This is a genomic window from Micromonospora sp. RTP1Z1, from assembly GCF_033804685.1.
Classification (GTDB): Bacteria; Actinomycetota; Actinomycetes; order Mycobacteriales; family Micromonosporaceae; genus Micromonospora.
Map to the genome: position 1 here is coordinate 109,313 of NZ_JAPFQV010000004.1, position 18,425 is coordinate 127,737.

Genomic DNA, 18,425 nt, shown 5'->3' on the forward strand with positions numbered 1-18,425 from the left:
CCGACGTGAAACTGCTCGTCACCGGCGGCGCCGGCTACATCGGCAGCGTGGTGACCCGGATGCTGCTCGACAACGGCCACGACGTGACGGTCCTGGACGATCTTCGGACCGGGCACCGGGAGGCCCTCGCCCCCGAGGCGACCCACATCGACCTGCCGATCCACGAGGCCGCCCGGGTGCTCACCCCGGACGCCGGCTTCGAGGGCGTGCTGCACTTCGCGGCGCTGATCGCCGCCGGCGAATCGATGGTCAAGCCGGAGCTGTACTGGCACACCAACACCATCGGCTCGCTCGCCCTGATCGACGCGGTCCGGGCCGCCCGGGTGCCCCGGCTGGTCTTCTCCTCCACCGCCGCCGTCTACGGCAACCCCACCGAGCTGCCCATCCCAGAGACCGCGGTCAAGGCCCCCACCAACACGTACGGGGCCACCAAGCTGGCCGTCGACATGGCGCTCACCTCCGAGGCGATCGCGCACGACCTGGCCGCCGTCTCGCTGCGCTACTTCAACGTCGCCGGGGCGTACCTGCACGGCGGCCACGCCATCGGCGAGCGGCACGACCCGGAGACCCACCTGATCCCGATCGCGCTGGACGTCGCCGCCGGCCGGCGGGAGAAGCTCCAGCTCTTCGGCGACGACTACCCCACCGTCGACGGCACCTGCGTGCGCGACTACATCCACGTCGAGGACCTGGCCCGCGCCCACCTGCTGGCGCTGGCCGCCGCGACGCCCGGCCGGCACCAGATCTACAACCTGGGCAACGGCAACGGCTTCACCAACCGGCAGGTGGTCGAGGTGGTCCGCGAGGTCACCGTGCACCCGCTGCCGGTCGAGGTGGCGCCGCGCCGCGAGGGCGACCCCGCCGAACTGGTCGCCTCCTCCGCGCTGGCCCGCGAGGAACTGGGCTGGGTGCCGGCGAAGCCCACCCTGCACGACATGGTCGGCGATGCCTGGGCCTTCTACCGCGCGCACGTCCTGGAGCAGCGTTGACCGAGCCAGGCACGCCGGTCGGTGCCGTCGCGGAGCGCGCCACCGCCGGCTTCCGGCAGCGGTACGGCGCCGAGCCGGCGGGCCGCTGGGCGGCCCCAGGGCGGGCCAACCTGATCGGCGAGCACACCGACTACAACGACGGTTTCGTGCTCCCGTTCGCGCTGCCGCTGCGTACCGTGGTCGCCGCCGCGCCGCGCGACGACGAGCGCTGGTCGGTCTGGTCGGAACTCTCCGACTCCCCGGTCGAGTTCGGCCCCGCCGAGGCCGACGAGCCCGGCCGGGTCACCGGCTGGGCCGCGTACGTCGCCGGGGTGGTCTGGGCGCTGCGGGCCGCCGGCCACCGCGTGCCCGGCGCCCGGCTGGCCATCGCCTCCGACGTGCCGGTCGGTTCCGGGCTCTCCTCCTCGGCGGCCATCGAGGCCGCGGCGCTCGCCGCCCTGGTCGACCTCGGCAGGCTGGACCTGCCCGCCGATCGGCGACCCCGGCTCGCCCAGCGCGCCGAGAACGACTACGTCGGCGCGCCGACCGGAATCATGGACCAGTCCGCGGTGATCCGGTGCCAGGCGGGGCGCGCGCTCTTCCTGGACTGCCGCACCGAGTCCGTCGAACAGATCCCGTTCGACCTGGACGCCGCCGGACTGGCCATGCTGGTGATCGACAGCCGCGCCCCGCACCGGCACGCCGACGGCGAGTACGCCTCCCGCCGGAAGTCCTGCGAGCGGGCCGCCCAGGAACTCGGCGTGCTCGCGCTGCGCGACGTCTCCCCCGACGACCTGGACGCCGCGCTGGCCCGGCTCGACGACGACGAGACTCGCCGCCGGGTGCGGCACGTGGTCACCGAGAACCAGCGGGTGCTGGACACCATGGCGCTGCTGCGCGCCGGCCGGATCCGCGACATCGGACCGCTGCTGACCGCCTCGCACGTCTCGATGCGGGACGACTTCGAGATCACCGTGCCGGAGATCGACACCGCGGTCGACGCGGCGCTGGCCGCCGGGGCGTACGGGGCCCGGATGACCGGCGGCGGCTTCGGCGGCTGCGTCCTCGCCCTGGTCAAGGCGTCCGCCGCCGACGCCACGGCGCGGGCCGTCGTCGAGGCGTACGCCGAGCGGGGCTTCGCCGCCCCGGGGACCGTGACCGTCCTCCCGGCCGCGGGCGTCACCCGCCTCGACTGAACCGGCGGGCCTTCCCACCTCGCTCCCGGCCGCAGCGCACGCTGATGCGCCCGCCCCGTGACACCCGGAAGACCCCCGTCAGCAGGTGACGGGGGCCTTCCGGGTCGCAGGGTGGCGGACGACGGGTCAGTCGGCCTCGACGATCATGCCCGCGCCGACCGTGCGGTTGGTGGTCTCGTCGATGATGACGAAGCCGCCGGTGGTGCGGTTACGGCGGTACTCGTCGGCCAGCAGCGGCACCGTGGTGCGCAGCCGGACCCTGCCGATCTCGTTCAGCTTCAGCTCGGTGGCCGACTCGTCCCGGTGCAGGGAGTTGATGTCCAGCCGGTAGTGCAGTCCCCGGACGATCGCCCGCGCCGAACGGGTGGTGTGCTTGATCGCGTACTTGCCGCCGACCTGGAGCGGGCGCGTCTCGTCCATCCAGCAGACCATCGCCTCGATGTCCTGCGCCACAGTCGGGGCATTGTTGGGCCGGCAGATCAGGTCACCGCGGGAGATGTCGATCTCGTCGGTCAGTCGGACGGTCACCGACATCGGCGGGAACGCCTCGTCCACCGGGCCGTCGGCCGTCTCCACCGAGGCGATCCGGCTGGTGAAGCCGGACGGCAGCACCATCACCTCGTCGCCCGCCTTCAGCACGCCCGAGGCCACCTGACCGGCGTAGCCGCGGTAGTCGGTGACGGTGGTGGACTGCGGCCGGATCACGTACTGCACCGGGAACCGCACGTCGACCAGGTTGCGGTCGCTGGCGATGTGCACCCGCTCCAGATGGTGCAGCAGCGACGGTCCGTCGTACCAGGGCATGTTCTCCGAACGGCTGACGATGTTGTCGCCGCGCAGCGCGGAGATGGGCACCACGGTCAGGTCGGGAGCGTCGAGCTTCGCGGCGAACGCGGTGAACTCGTCGGAGATCCGCTCGAACACCTCCTGCGACCAGTCGACCAGGTCCATCTTGTTGACGCAGAGGACCAGGTGCGGCACCCGCAGCAGCGAGCAGAGGAACGCGTGTCGGCGGGACTGCTCCACCAGGCCCTTGCGGGCGTCCACCAGGATCAGCGCCAGGTCGGCGGTGGAGGCGCCGGTGACCATGTTCCGGGTGTACTGGATGTGCCCCGGGGTGTCGGCGATGATGAACTTGCGCCGGGGGGTGGCGAAGTAGCGGTACGCCACGTCGATGGTGATGCCCTGCTCCCGCTCGGCCCGCAGGCCGTCGGTGAGCAGCGCCAGGTTGGTGTACTCGTCGCCCCGGGCCGCGCTGACCGCCTCGACCGCGGCGAGCTGGTCGGTGAAGAGCGACTTCGTGTCGTACAGCAGCCGCCCGATCAGGGTCGACTTGCCGTCGTCCACGCTGCCCGCGGTGGCGAACCGCAGCAGGTCCATCGGCCGCCCCTCGGGCAGCCCGGTGTCGGCGGCCGAAGCCGCGGTGTCGACGCTCATCAGAAGTAGCCCTCCCGCTTGCGGTCCTCCATGGCGGCCTCGCTGACCCGGTCGTCGCCGCGGGTCGCGCCACGCTCGGTGATCCGGGTGGCGGCCACCTCCTCGATTACCCGCTCCACCGTGTCGGCGTCCGAGCGGACGGCCGCGGTGCAGGAGGCGTCACCCACCGTGCGGTAGCGCACCTGCGCCTTGAACCGCTCCTCGCCCGCCCGGGGGCGGAGGAACTCGTTGACCGCGTACAGCATGCCGTCCCGTTCGATCACCTCGCGCTCGTGCGCGTAGTAGATCGACGGCAGCGGAATCTGCTCGCGGGCAATGTAGTGCCAGACGTCCAGCTCGGTCCAGTTGGAGAGCGGGAAGACCCGGATCGACTCGCCCGGGTGGTGCCGGCCGTTGTACAGCGACCACAGCTCGGGACGCTGGTTCTTCGGGTCCCACTGGCCGAACTCGTCGCGGAAGCTGAACACCCGCTCCTTGGCCCGGGCCTTCTCCTCGTCCCGGCGGGCGCCGCCGAAGAGCGCGTCGAAGCGGTGCTTCTCCACAGCCTCGAGCAACACCGGGGTCTGGATGCGGTTGCGCGTCCCGTCGGCCGCCTCGCGGACCATCCCCTTGGCCAGGGCCTCCGGCACGCTGGCCACGATCAGTTGCAGGCCCAGCTCGGCGACCCGCTTGTCGCGGTACTCCAGGACCTCGGGGAAGTTGTGCCCGGTGTCGACGTGCATCACCGGGAAGGGGATGTTGGCCGGGGCGAACGCCTTCTGGGCCAACCGGAGCATCACGATCGAGTCCTTGCCACCGGAGAAGAGCAGCACCGGGCGCTCCATCTCCGCGACCACCTCGCGCATCACGAAGATGCTCTCGGCCTCGAGCGCCTCAAGGTGCGAGACCTGATACGCGGCGGGGGCGGTCATGACACGGCCTCGATTCGCTCGGATCCGCTCATGGGGATTCCAGACCTTTCCGGTCGGACACGTGAGGAAGAACGACAGGTTACCCGGAATGCCGCTGCAACGCTGCAAGCAACCGACTGGCGAGATCCTTGCGGCAGACCAGCAGGTCGGGCAGACGTGGGTCGGCCTCGTTGTATTTCAGCTCAGAACCGTCGATCCGGGAAGCATGCAGTCCGGTGGCCGTCGCCACAGCGACCGGAGCGGCCGAATCCCACTCGTACTGGCCGCCGGCGTGGATGTACGCGTCGACCTCACCGGTGACCACAGCGGCGATCTTCGCGCCCGCCGAGCCCATCGGGACCAGATGAGCGTCGACCTCCTCCGCCAGATCGGTCAGGAAAACCGGCGGACGGCTACGACTGGCCGCCAACCGGATGGTTCGGCCGCCGCCCGACGTCGCCGCCTCCAACGTCATCGGCGGGTACGCCGGCGGGTAGTCCGTGCCCAGCACCCGGTGCTGCGCCGGCAGGCCCACCGCGCCAGCGACCAGGCCGTGCGGGGTCGGCGCCTGGCGCGCCCAGAGCGCCACGTGCACCGCCCAGTCCGAGCGCCCCTCCTCGGCGAACTCCCGGGTGCCGTCCAACGGGTCGATGATCCAGACCCGGTCGGCGTTCAGCCGGGACACCGCGTCGCTGCTCACCTCGGCCGCCCAGGCCAGCCGGGAACCCTCGTCCTCCTCGGAGAGCACCGCGTCGGCCGGGCGCCACTTCGCCAGCTCGGTACGGATCAGGTCGTGCGAGACCTTGTCCCCGGCCGACCTCAACGCCCCCGCGTCCGCGAAACCCATCTCCGCGCGCAGGTTGACCAGCGCCTGCCCGGCCCGCGCCGCCAACCACCGGGCGAACGCGCCGTCGATCATCGGAGGACTGCCCATGTACCGCTCCCGTCGCCCCGCCACGACCCGCGTCGTCGGCTCCCGCCACGTCAGAAGGGGCAGACTACCGGCCCGAACCGGCCGGTCCACGCACGCCCCGCCCGGGTCAGCCGCCGTGGTAGAGGTTCTGCGTCGGCTCCACCCCACGGGTGATCACCGACTCCACCACGTCCGCCGCCCGGTCGACCAGGAACTCCAGCTCCTTACGCTCGACCGTGGAGAAGTCCGACAGCACGTAGTCGGCCGGGTCCTGCCGCCCCGCCGGCCGGCCGACGCCGAACCGGACCCGGACGTACTCCTTGGTGCCGAGCGACCTCGACATCGACCGCAGGCCGTTGTGCCCACCCTCGCCGCCGCCGCACTTCACCCGCAGCTGGCCGTACGGGATGTCCAGCTCGTCGTGCACCGCGATCACCCGGCCCGGCGGGATCTTGTAAAACTGCGCCAGCGCGGCCACCGGGCCACCGGAAAGGTTCATGTACGTCAGCGGCTTCACCAGCACCAGCTTCGGCCCGCCGAAGCCGAGCCGCCCCTCGGCGACCTCCGCCACCGCGCGCTTGTGCCGGCCGAACTTCCCGCCCACCCGGCCGGCGAGCAGCTCGGCCACCATGAAGCCGACGTTGTGCCGGTTACCCGCGTACTCCCGACCGGGGTTGCCCAGGCCGACCACCAGCCACGGCCCTGCCTCGTCCGTCACGCCACGCCCCTCCCGCGCCGCCGCCACCCGGCGGACGTCCCGATACGCCGACAGGCGCCCCCGAACCCCGGGAGCGCCTGCCGCACAGCTTGCGGACCGATCAGGCCTCGGTCCGCGCCTCGGCCGGGGCCTCGCCCTCGGCGGCCGGCGTCTCGGCACCCTCGGCGGCGGTGGTCTCCTCGCCGACCTCGGCCTCGGCCTCCTCGGCGGCCTCCTCGACCTCGGGGAGGGTCGCCTCGAGCTGCTCGGCGGTCGGCGCGGCGGTCACCGTGGCGACCGGCATCTCCGGGTCGGTGGCCAGCTCGACACCGGCCGGCAGCTCGACGTCGGCGGCGGTGATCTGGACGCCCGGCTCCGCGCCGTCGATCGAGGCCTCCAGGTGGTCCGGCACCTTGGTGGCGTCGGCGATCACCGAGAGGGTGTCGTGGTCGTGCACGATCAGGGTGTCCCGCGCGGCCTCACCGGTCAGCTGGACCGGAACCTCGACGGTGACCTTCTCGCCACGACGGACCAGCAGCAGGTCGACGTGCTCGAACGAGTCCTTGATCGGGTCACGCTGGATCGCCTTCGGCAGCGCCAGCACCTGGGTGCCGTCGCTCACCTCGATCGCGAAGAGCTGGTTGGCGCCACCCTTGCGGATCGCGGCGGCGAACTCACGCGCCGGGAGCGCGATGTGCTTGGGCTTCTCGCCGTGGCCGTACAGCACGGCGGGCACCTTGCCGGCCCGGCGGGTACGACGGGCACCACCCTTGCCGAACTCGGTACGGGGCTCGGCGCTGATCTTTACCTCGGACACGGGGAAACTCCTGATGCTTTCGCTGCGGCGGCTTGTCGTCTTGCGGTGCTGGGCGAGGGGCTCGCTGGGGCTCATGCGTCATGAACGACTGCCCGGAGCACCGCGTCGATGACGGCGCCTCCGTGCGGTGCTTTTCAGCGGCCCGCCGGGCACCCTCGCCGTGGCAACCGCACCAGTCTACCCGAGCGGATTCCGCGCTTTCCGGCAGTCCCCAGATCACCGTTCCCGTCGGCCTGCGGGCCGACGGGAACGGTGCCGCCGTGCGACGCGCTCACCGCGCCGCGGAAGATCAGCTCAGGCCACCGAAGAGGGTGGTCACCGAACCGTCGTCGAAGACCTCGCGGATCGCCCGGGCCAGCAGCGGCGCGATCGACAGCACGGTGAGCTTGTCGAGCTGCTTCTCCGGCGTGATCGGCAGGGTGTTCGTCACTACGACCTCGCTGATCGGGCTGTTCTTCAGCCGCTCGGTCGCCGGGTCCGACAGCAGGGCGTGGGTGGCGGCGACGACGATCTCGGCCGCCCCGGACTCCTTCAGGATGTCGGCGGCCTTGGTGATCGTGCCACCGGTGTCGATCATGTCGTCCACGATCAGGCAGACCCGACCCTCGACGTCACCGACCACCCGGTTCGCCACCACCTGGTTGGGCTTCAGCGGGTCACGGGTCTTGTGGATGAACGCCAGCGGGCAGCCGCCCAGCCGGTCGGTCCAGCGCTCGGCCACCCGCACCCGGCCCGAATCCGGCGCCACCACGGTCATCGGCCGGCCCGCGTACCTGCGCTCGACGTACTCGGCGAGGATGTCCATCGCGAAGAGGTGGTCCACCGGGCCGTCGAAGAAACCCTGGATCTGCGCGGTGTGCAGGTCGACCGTGAGGATCCGGTTCGCCCCCGCCGTCTTCAACAGGTCGGCGATCAGCCGGGCCGAGATCGGCTCCCGGCCCCGGTGCTTCTTGTCCTGCCGCGCGTACGGGTAGAACGGCAGCACCACGGTGATCCGCTTGGCCGAACCGCGCTTCAGCGCGTCGATCATGATCAGGGTCTCCATGACCCAGGTGTTGACCCCGTGCGTCACGGACTGCACCACGAAGGCGTCCGAACCGCGCACCGAGTCCTTGAACCGTACGAAGATCTCACCGTTCGCGAAGTCGTACGAGTCGGAGGGGGTCGGCGCGATGCCGAGCACCTCACCGATCTCCTTGGCCAACTCCGGAAAGCCACGTCCGGAAAAGAGCATCAGGCTCTTGCGGTTTTCGGCGACGATGCTGCCCATGGGCCCGTCTGCTCCCGTTGGTCGGTCGTTCCCGGCGGCGGTGTGGGGCCGGGGACTATTCGGTTGCAGTATCCCCCGCGCCGGACGGTCCACCCACGGTCTCCGCACCCCCGTGCAGTGGCTCACCTTCGCTTGCCGATCCGGGGTTCCCCGACGCACCCTCACCGGCCCGTCCCGCCCGCTCGGCCGCCGCCGCAGAAACGGTTCCCGGGCGCTTGCGAGCCACCCAGCCCTCGATGTTGCGCTGCGGCGCCCGGGTCACCCCCAGCGCCCCCGGCGGCACGTCCTGGGCGATCGCGCTGCCCGCCGCCACGTACGCCCCGGCACCCACCTCGACCGGGGCGATCAGGCTGGTATCACAGCCCACGAAAGCCCCCTCGCCGACCGTGGTGCGGTGCTTGTTCACCCCGTCGTAGTTCACGAAGATCGTCGCGGCGCCGATGTTCGCCTTCGCCCCGATCGTCGCGTCACCCACGTACGTCAGGTGCGGCACCTTGGCGCCCGCACCCAGCTCGGAGTTCTTCACCTCGACAAACGTGCCGACCTTCGACTTCTCCGCCAGCCTCGCGGCCGGCCGCAGGTACGCGTACGGGCCGACGCTGGCGCCCGCGCCCACCTCGGCGCCCACCGCGTGGCTGCGCAGCACGGTCGCGCCCTCGCCCACGGTGGTGTCGATCAGCGTGACGTCCGGACCGACCAGCGCTCCGGCGCCGACCGTCGTCGCACCCTGGAGCTGGGTGTTCTGGTCGATCACCGCGTCCCGCTCGACCGCCGCCGTCACGTCGATCCAGGTGGTGTCCGGGTCGAGGATGCTCACCCCGGCGCGCATCCAGCCCTCGTTGACCCGGTCGCGCAGCAGCCGGCGCAGCGCGGCCAGCTCCACCCGGTCGTTGCAGCCCAGCGTCTCCACGTGGTCCGCGGCGACGTGCACCGCTACCGGCTCACCGGCGTCACGGAGCAGCCCGAACACGTCGGTCAGGTACTCCTCGCCCTGTTCGTTGTCGGTGGAGAGCTTGCCCAGGGCCTCGCGCAGCCGCGCCAGGTCGAAGGCGTAGATACCGGCGTTGATCTCCCGCAGCGCCCGCTGGTCCGGGGTCGCGTCGCGCTCCTCGACGATCTGCTCGAGCCGACCGGCGGCGTCCCGCACGATCCGGCCCAGGCCGGTCGGGTCGGGCACCTCGGCGGCGAGCACGGTCGCCGCCGCGCCCGCGCCCTCGTGCGCCTCGACGAGGGCGGCGACGGTCTCCGGCCGCAGCAGCGGCACATCTCCGTTGATCACCACGACGGTGCCGGCGGCGTCCGGCACCGCCTCCAGCGCGATCCTGACGGCGTGCCCGGTGCCGAGCTGCTGGGCCTGGAGCACCGGGGTGGCCTCCGGGGCGATCTCGGCCAGGTGGGCACGGACCTGGTCGGCGCCGTGCCCGACCACCACCACCGAGCGGTCCGCGCGTAGCGGCGCGGCCGCGGCCAGCACGTGGCCCAGCAGGGTACGACCGAGCAGTGGGTGCAGCACCTTGGGCAGGGACGACTTCATCCGCTTGCCCTCACCGGCGGCAAGCACGACAACGGTGCGGAGGTGGGGCTCGGGCACGACGTGGCTCCCGTCGGGATGGCGACAGTCTCGCGGCCATGCTAACCACGTGGCCCGGACCGTTCGCCCGTTACCCCAGTCAGACAGCATCCGGACGCAATAGGAAAGCTCGGCCGCCAGGGTTCGAACCTGAAACACGGGTACCAAAGACCCGGGTGTTGCCAATTACACCACGGCCGAAAGGTCGCCCACAGCTTAGCGCCTCGGCCCCGATCCCTGGACGCTCGCATCGTGGCGCCGGCTGCCACCAGGCCATCCACCACGCCGTCGGCGCGGGTGATCTGGCTGCTTGAGAAGACCGGCGCCGCCCGGGCGGTGCGCTGGCCGAAGCCGGAACGCATCACGGCCAAGCTGGTCGGTCCCGAACGGCTCACGGCCGGGTCGGTGGAGCCGGAGCGGTGAAACCGGGCGGTGGGTCGCGCACCCGCCTGGCAGGATGGCCAGATGATCGAGCTTGAACACCGCCGGCGAATCCGGCGTCGCCACGGCACCGGCCACCGGGCCGGCACGGCCATGACGTGAGCACGCCAATCCCACGGCAGGGCGTCACCGAGCGCCAGCGAGGTGACGAGATGACCGAGGTTCCCGGCAACGACGCCAGCACCGCAAAACGGCGGGCCGTCTCGGCGGCGAAGTCCTCCTCGCGGGTACGGATGTCCGCGGCGCAGCGGCGCGAGCAGCTGATCGCGATCGCCCGGCAGATCTTCGCCGAGCGCGGCTTCGACGCCACCTCGATCGAGGAGGTGGCCACCCGGGCCCGGGTCTCCAAGCCGGTGGTCTACGAGCACTTCGGCGGCAAGGAGGGGCTCTACGCGGTGGTGGTGGACCGGGAGGTCCGTTCGCTGCTGGAGCGGATCACGACGGCGTTGACCGCGGGGCACCCCCGGGAGCTGCTGGAGCAGGCGGCGCTGACCCTGCTGACGTACATCGAGGAGGAGACCAGCGGGTTCCGGGTGCTGGTCCGGGAGTCGCCGCTGATGTCGGCGACGGGCAACTTCAGCAGCGTGATGAACGACGTCGCGCACCAGGTGGAGCATATCCTGGGCGCGGAGTTCTCCAGCCGTGGGTACGACCCGAAGCTGGCCGAGCTCTACTCGCAGGCGCTGGTGGGCATGGTGGCGTTGACCGGCCGCTGGTGGCTGGAGGTGCGCAAGCCGCGCAAGGAGACGGTCGCCGCCCACCTGGTCAACCTGGCCTGGAGCGGGCTGTCGCACCTGGAGGCCAAGCCGGGCCTGATCACGGTCCGCAAGCCGGGTTGACCGGCGGGCGGGTCAGCGGGCGCCGGCCTCGGAGATCGAGTGGTTGCGGCGGCGGCGCTCGGCCTCGGCGTGTTCCTCGCTGCCGACCTTGTCGTAGAGGCCGGTGGCGAGCAGGACCAGCCCGAACAGCAGCGACACGATGACGGTGGACATCGAGAAGTTGAGGAAGTTCGCCGAGGTTTGCAGCACCGCCATCATCAGGATGGCGGTGACCAGGAAGACCGCCCCGGCGGTGAGGTTCATGTAGTGGCCGAGGTTGCCGCGGCGGGACGCCCCGACCATCAGCACGATGCCGAACACCACGGAGACCAGCGAGAAGGCCAGGTTGGTGCGGAGTCCGAGCGCGTAGTCCGAGCCCCGGGCGAAGAGCCCGTCGCCCCACGTCTCGACCACCCCGTACACCCCGAAGACCAGGATGTAGAGCCCGACGAGCCCCGACAGGACCCGGTAGAGCGGCCGCGCGGGGTGGTTCACCGGAAAGTGCGGCATGAGCTCCTCCAGCCAAGTGACCGATCTCGCCACATTGTCACTTGACCGGGTGGGGCCTGTCCCCGAAAACGCCGAAGGCCCGGCAACCAGCCGGGCCCCGCGAGCGCAGCAGGATCTACAGGACGAGACGAGCCTTCTCCCAGGCGTTCTTCTCCTCGTCGGTGCCGACCTTGCCGTACATGCCGACCATCAGCAGGACGAGGGCGAGGGTGAAGGTCACGATGACCGTGATGATGGAGAAGTTGAAGATGTTCGCGTCGGTCCGGATGAAGGCCAGCTCGGCCAGGCCGAGGGCCATCAGCGCGTACGACAGCCACTGGTTGACCGCCACGTCGAGGTTCCGGCCGATGGCGGTGCCGGCCAGGATCATGAGGCCGAACAGGACGGCGAGCAGCGAGTAACCGGTGTTGGTGCCCTGGCCGAGGACCGTGGTGCCGTCCTGGGCGAGGACGTCGTTGCCGGCGCTCGCGATGATGCCGAGCACGCCGAAGACCACGAAGTACAGACCAACGAGCCCGCCGATCGCCCGGTAGATCGGCCGCGCGGGGTGGTTGACGGGGGTGTGGGCCATGTCTGAGTCTCCAAGACCGTTCGGGTGAGGGGTCGCCGGCGATTGTCCCGCACGCGGGGGAAGTGACGCCGCACACCCCCCACCCGTGGCGCGTTCAGCCGGTCGGCAGGTCCTCGGCGAGGGCGAGCCAGGTCTCCTCGGTCCGCTCCCGCTCGGCCCGCAGTTCCTTGAGCTGGGCGTCCAGCTCGGCGACCGTGGCATAGTCGGTGGCGTTGGCGGCGAGCTGGTCGAGGAGGGCGGCCTCCTTCTGATCAAGCTTGCCGACCTGCCGTTCCAGCCGGCTCAGCTCCTTCTTCGCCACCCGGACCTCGGCGGCGGACATCCCGCTCCGGACGGTGGCCGGCGTCGCCGGGCCGGGCGCGACCGCGCCGCGCGCAAGGCCGGGCCCGTCGGCCGCGGCCCGGGCCAGGTACTCGTCGACCCCGCCGGGCAGGTGCACCAGCCGCCCGTCACCGAACATCCCGTACGCGACGTCGGTGACCCGCTCGATCAGGTACCGGTCGTGGCTGGCCACGATGATCGTGCCGGGCCAGGAGTCGAGGAGATCCTCGAGCGCGGCGAGGGTGTCGGTGTCCAGGTCGTTGGTGGGCTCGTCGAAGAGGAGCACGTTGGGCTCGCCGGCGAGCAGCCGGAGCATCTGCAGCCGACGGCGCTCCCCGCCGGAGAGGTTGCTGACCGGGGTCCAGAGCCGCCGGTCGTCGAAGCCGAAGATCTCGGCGAGCTGGGCGGCGGAGATCTCCCGGTCGCCGAACTGGACCCGGCGGGCGACCTCCTCGACGGCTTCGAGGACCCGCAGGTGGCCGGGGAGTTCGGCGAGTTCCTGGGAGAGGAACGCCGGCTTGACGGTCGAACCGGTGGCGAACCGGCCGCTCTCGGGGCGGCTCAGTCCGGCGAGCATCCGCAGCAGCGTGGTCTTGCCGGAGCCGTTGCGCCCGAGGACGGCGATCCGGTCGCCGGGGCCGACCTGCCAGGTGGTGTCGTGCAGGATCTCCTTCGGGCCGGCGTGCAGCCTGACGTGCTCCAGGTCGTACACCTGCTTGCCGAGCCGGGCGGTGGCGAGCCGCTGCAGCGACATGGTGTCGCGCGGCTCCGGGACGTCGGCGATCAGCGCGTTGGCCGCGTCGATGCGGAACTGCGGCTTGGACGTGCGGGCGGGCGGGCCGCGGCGCAGCCAGGCGATCTCCTTGCGGAGGAGGTTCTGCCGGCGGGCCTCGGTGGCGGCGGCGACCCGCTCGCGCTCGGCGCGGGCGAGGATCCAGGCGGCGAAGCCGCCCTCGTACGCCCGGACGGCCCGGTCGGCGACCTCCCAGGTGTCGGTGCAGACCTCGTCGAGGAACCACCGGTCGTGGGTGACCACGACGAGCGCGCCCTTGCGGCCGACCAGGTACCTGGCCAGCCAGTCGACGCCGCCGACGTCGAGGTGGTTGGTGGGCTCGTCGAGGATCAGCAGGTCGGATTCGCGGACCAGCAGGGCGGCCAGGGCGACCCGGCGCCGCTCGCCCCCGGACATCGGGCCGACCGGCTGGTCGAGGCCGAGGTACGGCATGCCGAGGCCGTCGAGGATGGCCCGTACGCCGGCGTCGCCGGCCCACTCGTGCTCGGCGCCCATGCTCTGGCCGAGCCAGGCGGTGCCGAGCACGACGTCCCGCACGGTGGCCTCGGGGGCGAGGGTGAGGCTCTGCGGCAGCCAGAGGACGCGCAGGTCGCGACGGTGGGTGACCCGGCCGTCGTCGGGCTCCTCCTGCTTGGTGAGCAGCCGCAGCAGGGTGGACTTGCCGGCGCCGTTGAGGCCGACCACGCCGATCCGGTCGGCGTCGTCGAGGCCGAGCGAGACGTCGGTGAGCAGCGGCCCGGCGGCGCCGTACCCCTTGGACACCCGGTCCAGGTTGACGATGTTGGCCACGACCTCACCTACCTCCCATAATCAAGGCGTCCCGGTGCCGGGGGCACGTGGGACGCCTGCGACGTTTCAGGGTACGCGGGCACCTGGCCGTCCGGCCGGGCGCCGGGCCCCTCAGGTCAACCGACCCCGGCGCCCGATTGTTCCGTTCCGGCCGCGGCGTGACGTGCCCGCCGGGGCGGCGGCCGTCGGCAGTCCCGACGACGGGGGGCTGCCAGGGTGGCCCCGGCCGGCTCAGCTGATGCGCGCTCCGGCGACCGGGCCGTGGGCGACCCGGGCCTCCCGGCACACCTCGGCGGCCTCCAGCTCGGCGGCGATCCGCGCCGCGTCGGCGGCGTCGGCGGCGAGGAAGGCGCAGGTCGGGCCGGACCCGGAGACGATACCGGCGAGCGCCCCGGCCACCTCCCCCGCCTTCAGGGTGTCGGCCAGCGCCGGGCGCATGCTCAGCGCGGCGGCCTGGAGGTCGTTGCCGAGGGCGGCGGCGAGCACCCGCGGGTCACGCTGGCGCAGCGCGCCGAGCAGCGCGTCGGTGCTGCCCAGCGCCTCGCCCGCGGTGCCGGCGTCGCGGAGCCGGTCCAGCTCGCGGTACGCCGCGGGGGTGGAGAGGCCGCCGTCGGCGACCGCCACCACCCAGTGCCAGGAGGTGGCGCGGGCCAGCACCGGGCTGACCGCCTCGCCCCGGCCGGTGCCGAGCGCGGTGCCGCCGTGGATCAGGAAGGGCACGTCGGAGCCGAGGTCGGCGGCGATGCCGGCCAGCTCGTCGCGGGACAGCCCGGTGCCCCAGAGGGCGTCGCAGGCGACCAGGGCGGCGGCCGCGTCGGCGCTGCCACCGGCCAGCCCGCCGGCGAGCGGGATCTGCTTGCGCAGGTGCAGCCGGGCGTACGGGGGGACGCCGGCGTACCCGGCGAGGGCGTGGGCGGCCCGGATCGCCAGGTTGGTGTCGTCCAGGGCCAGCTCGCCGGCCCCCTCCCCCTCCATGGTCAGGGTGAGGGTGTCGCCCCGCCGGGCGGTCAGCTCGTCGTAGATCGAGATCGCGTGGTAGACGGTGTTCAGCTCGTGGTAGCCGTCACGGCGCAGCGGGCCCACCCCGAGATGCAGGTTGACCTTGGCGGGCACCCGGACCTTCACCGGTCCGCTGGCCCCACGCCGCCGCTGCTCGTCCTCGTCGTCCGGTCGCCAGGCCTCGGTCACGGGGCGATGTCCCGCAGGCGCAGGCGGATGTCGAACGGCTTCTCCACGATCAACTCCTCGGCGGGGTCGGGCACGGCGCCAGCCTACTGCGCGGCCGGCGCGGCGGTCGGGGCCGACGCGGCGATGGCGGCGAACTGCTCGACGGTGAGCGACTCGCCGCGGGCGCCGGGGTCGACCCCGGCGGCGGTGAGCGCGGCGGCGGCCCGGTCCGCGCCGCCGGCCCAGCCCGCGAGGGCGGCGCGCAGGGTCTTGCGGCGCTGCGCGAACGCCGCGTCGACCACGGCGAAGACCGCCTGCCGGGCGACGTCGGCGCGTGGCGGCTCGCGGCGGGTGAAGGCGACCAGGCCGGAGTCGACGTTCGGCACCGGCCAGAAGACGTTCGGCGGCACCTTCCCGGCGGCCCGGGCGCGGGCGTACCAGGCCAGCTTGACCGACGGGATGCCGTACACCTTGGAGCCGGGACCGGCGACGAGCCGGTCGGCGACCTCCTTCTGCACCATCACCAGGCCGTGCCGGAGGGTGGGCAGCTCGGCGAGGAGGTGCAGCACCACCGGCACCGCGACGTTGTACGGCAGGTTGGCCACCAGCGCGGTGGGCGGCGGCTCGGCCAGCTCGGCCGCGCGGACGCGCAGCGCGTCGGCGCGGTGCACGGTGAGCCGGGCGGCGTCCGGGCCGGCGAACCGGGCGGCGGTTTCCGGCAGCGCGCCGGCCAGCGTCGGGTCGATCTCCACGGCGTGCACGTGCGCGGCGACCGGGAGCAGGGCCAGGGTGAGCGAGCCGAGCCCGGGGCCGACCTCCAACGCCACATCGTCCGGGGCCAGGCCGGCGGTGGTGACGATCCTGCGGACCGTGTTCGGGTCGTGCACGAAGTTCTGGCCGAGCCTCTTGGTGGGGGCGACGCCGAGGCGGGCGGCGAGTTCCCGGATCTCCGCCGGGCCGAGGAGACCGGTCACGCCCCGTAGCGTAGCGGCGGGGTCCGCCCCGCTCACCACGGGCCGAAGACGCGGTCGCCGGTCGCCGAGATCGCCGCGCACAGCTCGTCGAGGTCGGCGCCGGTGGTCGCGGCGAGCGACCGGACCGTCAGCGGGATCAGGTACGACGCGTTCGGCCGTCCCCGGTGCGGCATCGGGGTCAGGTACGGCGCGTCGGTCTCCACCAGGATCTGGTCGAGCGGGGTGAGCGCGGCGGCCTCCCGCAACGCCCCCGCGCTGCCGAAGGTGACCGTGCCGGCGAAGCTGAGCAGGTAGCCCCGGCGGACGCACTCGGCGGCGAAGTCCGCGTCGCCGGAGAAGCAGTGCAGCACCACCGTGTCCGGGGCGCCCTCGTCGTCGAGGATGCGCAGCACCTCGGCGTGCGCGTCCCGGTCGTGGATGACCAGCGCCTTGCCGTACCGCTTGGCGATGGCGATGTGCGCGCGGAAGCTCACCTCCTGCGCGGCCCGCCCCTCGTCGCCGGTACGGAAGAAGTCCATCCCGGTCTCGCCGACGCCCCGGACCCGGTCCCGGGCGGCGAGGGCCTCGATCCGGCGCAGCGCCTCGTCGAGGTCGGTCAGCCGGGGCGCCTCGTTCGGGTGCAGCGCCACGGTGGCCAGCACCGCTGGGTACTTCTCGGCGACGTCGGCGCCCCAGCGGGAGGAGGCCAGGTCGACGCCGACCTGGACCAGCCGGTCCACGCCGACGCGGGCCGCCACCTCGATCGCCGCCGCGACCGGGTCGTCGGCGGGACCGCCGCCGGGCACGCCGGCCTCGCTGACGGTGATGTCGAGGTGGGTGTGGCTGTCCAGCACGGGCCGGGGCAGCGCCTCCGGGGCGGGCGGGAACTCACCGGCCCGACGGGCGGCGCGCTGCTTGCGGGATTCGGTCTGCTCGGTCATCGCGGCCAGCATCACACACCACTGCCGGGGCGCGTTCCCGGAGCGCCATCGACTGTTCACTCACACAACATCTGTCACGCTTAGTGTGCCGCAGGTGACGGTCACCCCTCAGGCCAGCGGCACCGCGTCGGAGCGGGCCGGGCTGCACGTGACGTACGACGGCCGGGACCACCCGGCGGAGGAGATCGCCCGGGGCGCGGCGTACGAGCTGTTCAGCGCCGACGAGGTACCCGGTTTCGAGTGGGCGCCCCGGCCCGGCGCCACCCACCCCTGGCGGCGGTTCGTGCACGTCACCGAGGTCACCGCGGTGCACGGGGCGACCGAGCCGACCGAGGAGGCGGAGTCGCCGCTGCTGATGCCGGTGCACCGGGATCGGGGCTGGGCGCAGGTGCACCAGCTCAGCCAGCAACCGGCGGCGGCCGGCGATCCGGTGCTCACCAGGGTCCGCGCCTCGGCGGTGATCCGGCCGGGCACCCGGATGGTCAAGGTGCTCTCCGCCCGCCAGCTCGGCGGGTACGTGCGGGGCTGGCTGCCGCACGGCTTCTGCTACCGGGAGCACGACGTCGCGCACCTGCGGACACCGGCCGGGATGGCCGTGCTGCGGGGGGACGGCGAGGGCGGCCGGGACGGCACCGACGTGGCGTACGCGCTGCGGTGGCGGGCCGCCGGCCCGGGCGACTACGACGTGCCGATCGGCGCGGCGCACCTGGGGTTGGGCGCGCTGCCGCCCCGGGACCGGCTCGGGCCGCCGGTGCTGGGTACCGGGTTCGTGCCGAGCAACGCCCAGCTCATCCCGGAGTACATCACCCGGGACTTCGCGGACCTGCCGATGCCGGCCAACGCCACCCTGCTCGCCTACCCGGCCGAGGGGGTGGAGATGGTGCTCTACACCTACCAGGCGGAGCAGCGCGGTTGGCTGCGGATGGTCGGCCCGCAGTGGCGGCACCTGCTCGCCGCGGTGCCCGGCCTCTCCCCCGACCAGGAGTACGTGCCGACCGGCGACGCGCCGCGCTCCACCCAGCTCGTCGGCGCGTACGCCGGCGGGGAGTACGAGGCGGTGGCCGACCAGCCCGGCGGGTTCCGGGTGCTGGCGATGACCCGGGCGGCCCGGTACCCGGTGGACTCGGCGGCCCGCCGGCTGCGCCACGCCACCTGGCGGGGCGTGCCCTGCCTGGTGCTCCGGGAGGAGGCGGGCTGGCTGCGGCTGCGACTGTGTCGCCCGGATGCGGACACGGTGCTGACGACCGGGGCACAGTGCCACGAACGGGGCGTCTACGAGACCTGGGCGCCGGGTGCCGAGGTGACCGACGACCGGGTGGTGGACCTGCCCTATCCGGTGGCATAACGGGGGACGGCCCGGGAA

Annotated in this window: 18 protein-coding genes and 1 tRNA gene; 5 read left to right on the forward strand and 14 right to left on the reverse strand. The window is 72.8% G+C overall.

Annotated features, from left to right (window positions below):
- Positions 1 to 59 precede the first annotated feature (59 nt).
- Positions 60 to 989 (forward strand): UDP-glucose 4-epimerase GalE, encoded by a 930-nt coding sequence (gene galE / locus SLP03_RS03680; RefSeq protein WP_413644316.1) that lies wholly within the window; start codon positions 60 to 62, stop codon positions 987 to 989.
- Complete coding sequence (galK, locus tag SLP03_RS03685) at positions 986 to 2,164, forward strand: galactokinase (RefSeq protein WP_319459066.1); 1,179 nt, start codon at positions 986 to 988, stop codon at positions 2,162 to 2,164. Before galE ends, galK begins: the two co-directional genes overlap by 4 nt.
- Before the next feature lie 126 nt (positions 2,165 to 2,290).
- Here galK and cysN read toward each other — a convergent pair whose 3' ends face one another.
- From cysN to SLP03_RS03725, 8 genes are all read right to left on the reverse strand, one after another.
- Positions 2,291 to 3,601 (reverse strand): sulfate adenylyltransferase subunit CysN, encoded by a 1,311-nt coding sequence (cysN, locus tag SLP03_RS03690; RefSeq protein WP_319459067.1) that lies wholly within the window; start codon positions 3,599 to 3,601, stop codon positions 2,291 to 2,293.
- On the reverse strand, positions 3,601 to 4,512 hold the full coding sequence (cysD, locus tag SLP03_RS03695; RefSeq protein WP_319459068.1) for a sulfate adenylyltransferase subunit CysD: 912 nt from the start codon (positions 4,510 to 4,512) through the stop codon (positions 3,601 to 3,603). Before cysD ends, cysN begins: the two co-directional genes overlap by 1 nt.
- Before the next feature lie 79 nt (positions 4,513 to 4,591).
- Positions 4,592 to 5,425, reverse strand: coding sequence for an inositol monophosphatase family protein (locus tag SLP03_RS03700; protein WP_319459069.1), 834 nt, complete (start codon positions 5,423 to 5,425; stop codon positions 4,592 to 4,594).
- Between the two features lie 106 nt (positions 5,426 to 5,531).
- On the reverse strand, positions 5,532 to 6,122 hold the full coding sequence (gene pth / locus SLP03_RS03705) for an aminoacyl-tRNA hydrolase (protein ID WP_319459070.1): 591 nt from the start codon (positions 6,120 to 6,122) through the stop codon (positions 5,532 to 5,534).
- A gap of 100 nt (positions 6,123 to 6,222) precedes the next feature.
- Positions 6,223 to 6,918 (reverse strand): 50S ribosomal protein L25/general stress protein Ctc, encoded by a 696-nt coding sequence (locus SLP03_RS03710; protein WP_319459071.1) that lies wholly within the window; start codon positions 6,916 to 6,918, stop codon positions 6,223 to 6,225.
- Positions 6,919 to 7,207: 289 nt separating this feature from the next.
- Positions 7,208 to 8,188, reverse strand: a complete 981-nt coding sequence (locus SLP03_RS03715) for a ribose-phosphate diphosphokinase (protein WP_319459072.1) — start codon at positions 8,186 to 8,188, stop codon at positions 7,208 to 7,210.
- A 55-nt stretch (positions 8,189 to 8,243) separates the two neighbouring features.
- The gene (gene glmU / locus SLP03_RS03720; protein WP_319459073.1) at positions 8,244 to 9,779 is read right to left on the reverse strand and encodes a bifunctional UDP-N-acetylglucosamine diphosphorylase/glucosamine-1-phosphate N-acetyltransferase GlmU; all 1,536 of its coding nucleotides are present in this window, start codon (positions 9,777 to 9,779) and stop codon (positions 8,244 to 8,246) included.
- Between the two features lie 108 nt (positions 9,780 to 9,887).
- Positions 9,888 to 9,959 (reverse strand) — tRNA-Gln (locus tag SLP03_RS03725).
- 51 nt (positions 9,960 to 10,010) lie between these two features.
- Here SLP03_RS03725 and SLP03_RS03730 point away from each other — a divergent pair.
- Together SLP03_RS03730 and SLP03_RS03735 are read left to right on the forward strand one after the other, a co-directional pair.
- The gene (locus SLP03_RS03730) at positions 10,011 to 10,181 is read left to right on the forward strand and encodes a hypothetical protein (protein WP_319459074.1); all 171 of its coding nucleotides are present in this window, start codon (positions 10,011 to 10,013) and stop codon (positions 10,179 to 10,181) included.
- A 170-nt stretch (positions 10,182 to 10,351) separates the two neighbouring features.
- A complete protein-coding gene (locus SLP03_RS03735; RefSeq protein WP_319459075.1) occupies positions 10,352 to 11,038 on the forward strand; it encodes a TetR/AcrR family transcriptional regulator in 687 nt (228 codons plus the stop codon).
- A 12-nt stretch (positions 11,039 to 11,050) separates the two neighbouring features.
- On the opposite strand, the gene SLP03_RS03740 is transcribed toward SLP03_RS03735, so the two are convergent.
- From SLP03_RS03740 to SLP03_RS03765, 6 genes are all read right to left on the reverse strand, one after another.
- Positions 11,051 to 11,527, reverse strand: coding sequence for a DUF4383 domain-containing protein (locus SLP03_RS03740; protein WP_319459076.1), 477 nt, complete (start codon positions 11,525 to 11,527; stop codon positions 11,051 to 11,053).
- A 115-nt stretch (positions 11,528 to 11,642) separates the two neighbouring features.
- A complete protein-coding gene (locus SLP03_RS03745; protein ID WP_319459077.1) occupies positions 11,643 to 12,098 on the reverse strand; it encodes a DUF4383 domain-containing protein in 456 nt (151 codons plus the stop codon).
- A 94-nt stretch (positions 12,099 to 12,192) separates the two neighbouring features.
- On the reverse strand, positions 12,193 to 14,001 hold the full coding sequence (locus tag SLP03_RS03750; protein WP_319459078.1) for an ABC-F family ATP-binding cassette domain-containing protein: 1,809 nt from the start codon (positions 13,999 to 14,001) through the stop codon (positions 12,193 to 12,195).
- A 231-nt stretch (positions 14,002 to 14,232) separates the two neighbouring features.
- The gene (locus tag SLP03_RS03755; protein WP_319459079.1) at positions 14,233 to 15,189 is read right to left on the reverse strand and encodes a 4-(cytidine 5'-diphospho)-2-C-methyl-D-erythritol kinase; all 957 of its coding nucleotides are present in this window, start codon (positions 15,187 to 15,189) and stop codon (positions 14,233 to 14,235) included.
- Positions 15,190 to 15,272: 83 nt separating this feature from the next.
- Positions 15,273 to 16,142 carry a 16S rRNA (adenine(1518)-N(6)/adenine(1519)-N(6))-dimethyltransferase RsmA gene (rsmA, locus tag SLP03_RS03760; protein ID WP_319459080.1) on the reverse strand — a complete coding sequence of 290 codons (870 nt, stop codon included), beginning with the start codon at positions 16,140 to 16,142 and terminating at the stop codon, positions 15,273 to 15,275.
- Between the two features lie 32 nt (positions 16,143 to 16,174).
- Complete coding sequence (locus SLP03_RS03765; RefSeq protein WP_319459136.1) at positions 16,175 to 17,074, reverse strand: TatD family hydrolase; 900 nt, start codon at positions 17,072 to 17,074, stop codon at positions 16,175 to 16,177.
- 82 nt (positions 17,075 to 17,156) lie between these two features.
- Here SLP03_RS03765 and SLP03_RS03770 point away from each other — a divergent pair, with 82 nt between their 5' ends.
- Positions 17,157 to 18,407 carry a hypothetical protein gene (locus tag SLP03_RS03770; RefSeq protein WP_319459081.1) on the forward strand — a complete coding sequence of 417 codons (1,251 nt, stop codon included), beginning with the start codon at positions 17,157 to 17,159 and terminating at the stop codon, positions 18,405 to 18,407.
- Positions 18,408 to 18,425 lie beyond the last annotated feature (18 nt).

Coding starts and splice junctions, on each gene's coding strand:
- galE (WP_413644316.1), top strand. CDS start 60: ATGCTGCTCGACAACGGCCACGACGTGACGGTCCTGGACGATCTTCGG.
- cysN (WP_319459067.1), bottom strand. CDS start 3,601: ATGAGCGTCGACACCGCGGCTTCGGCCGCCGACACCGGGCTGCCCGAG.
- cysD (WP_319459068.1), bottom strand. CDS start 4,512: ATGACCGCCCCCGCCGCGTATCAGGTCTCGCACCTTGAGGCGCTCGAG.
- SLP03_RS03700 (WP_319459069.1), bottom strand. CDS start 5,425: ATGGGCAGTCCTCCGATGATCGACGGCGCGTTCGCCCGGTGGTTGGCG.
- SLP03_RS03715 (WP_319459072.1), bottom strand. CDS start 8,188: ATGGGCAGCATCGTCGCCGAAAACCGCAAGAGCCTGATGCTCTTTTCC.
- SLP03_RS03735 (WP_319459075.1), top strand. CDS start 10,352: ATGACCGAGGTTCCCGGCAACGACGCCAGCACCGCAAAACGGCGGGCC.
- SLP03_RS03740 (WP_319459076.1), bottom strand. CDS start 11,527: ATGCCGCACTTTCCGGTGAACCACCCCGCGCGGCCGCTCTACCGGGTC.
- SLP03_RS03745 (WP_319459077.1), bottom strand. CDS start 12,098: ATGGCCCACACCCCCGTCAACCACCCCGCGCGGCCGATCTACCGGGCG.
- SLP03_RS03765 (WP_319459136.1), bottom strand. CDS start 17,074: ATGCTGGCCGCGATGACCGAGCAGACCGAATCCCGCAAGCAGCGCGCC.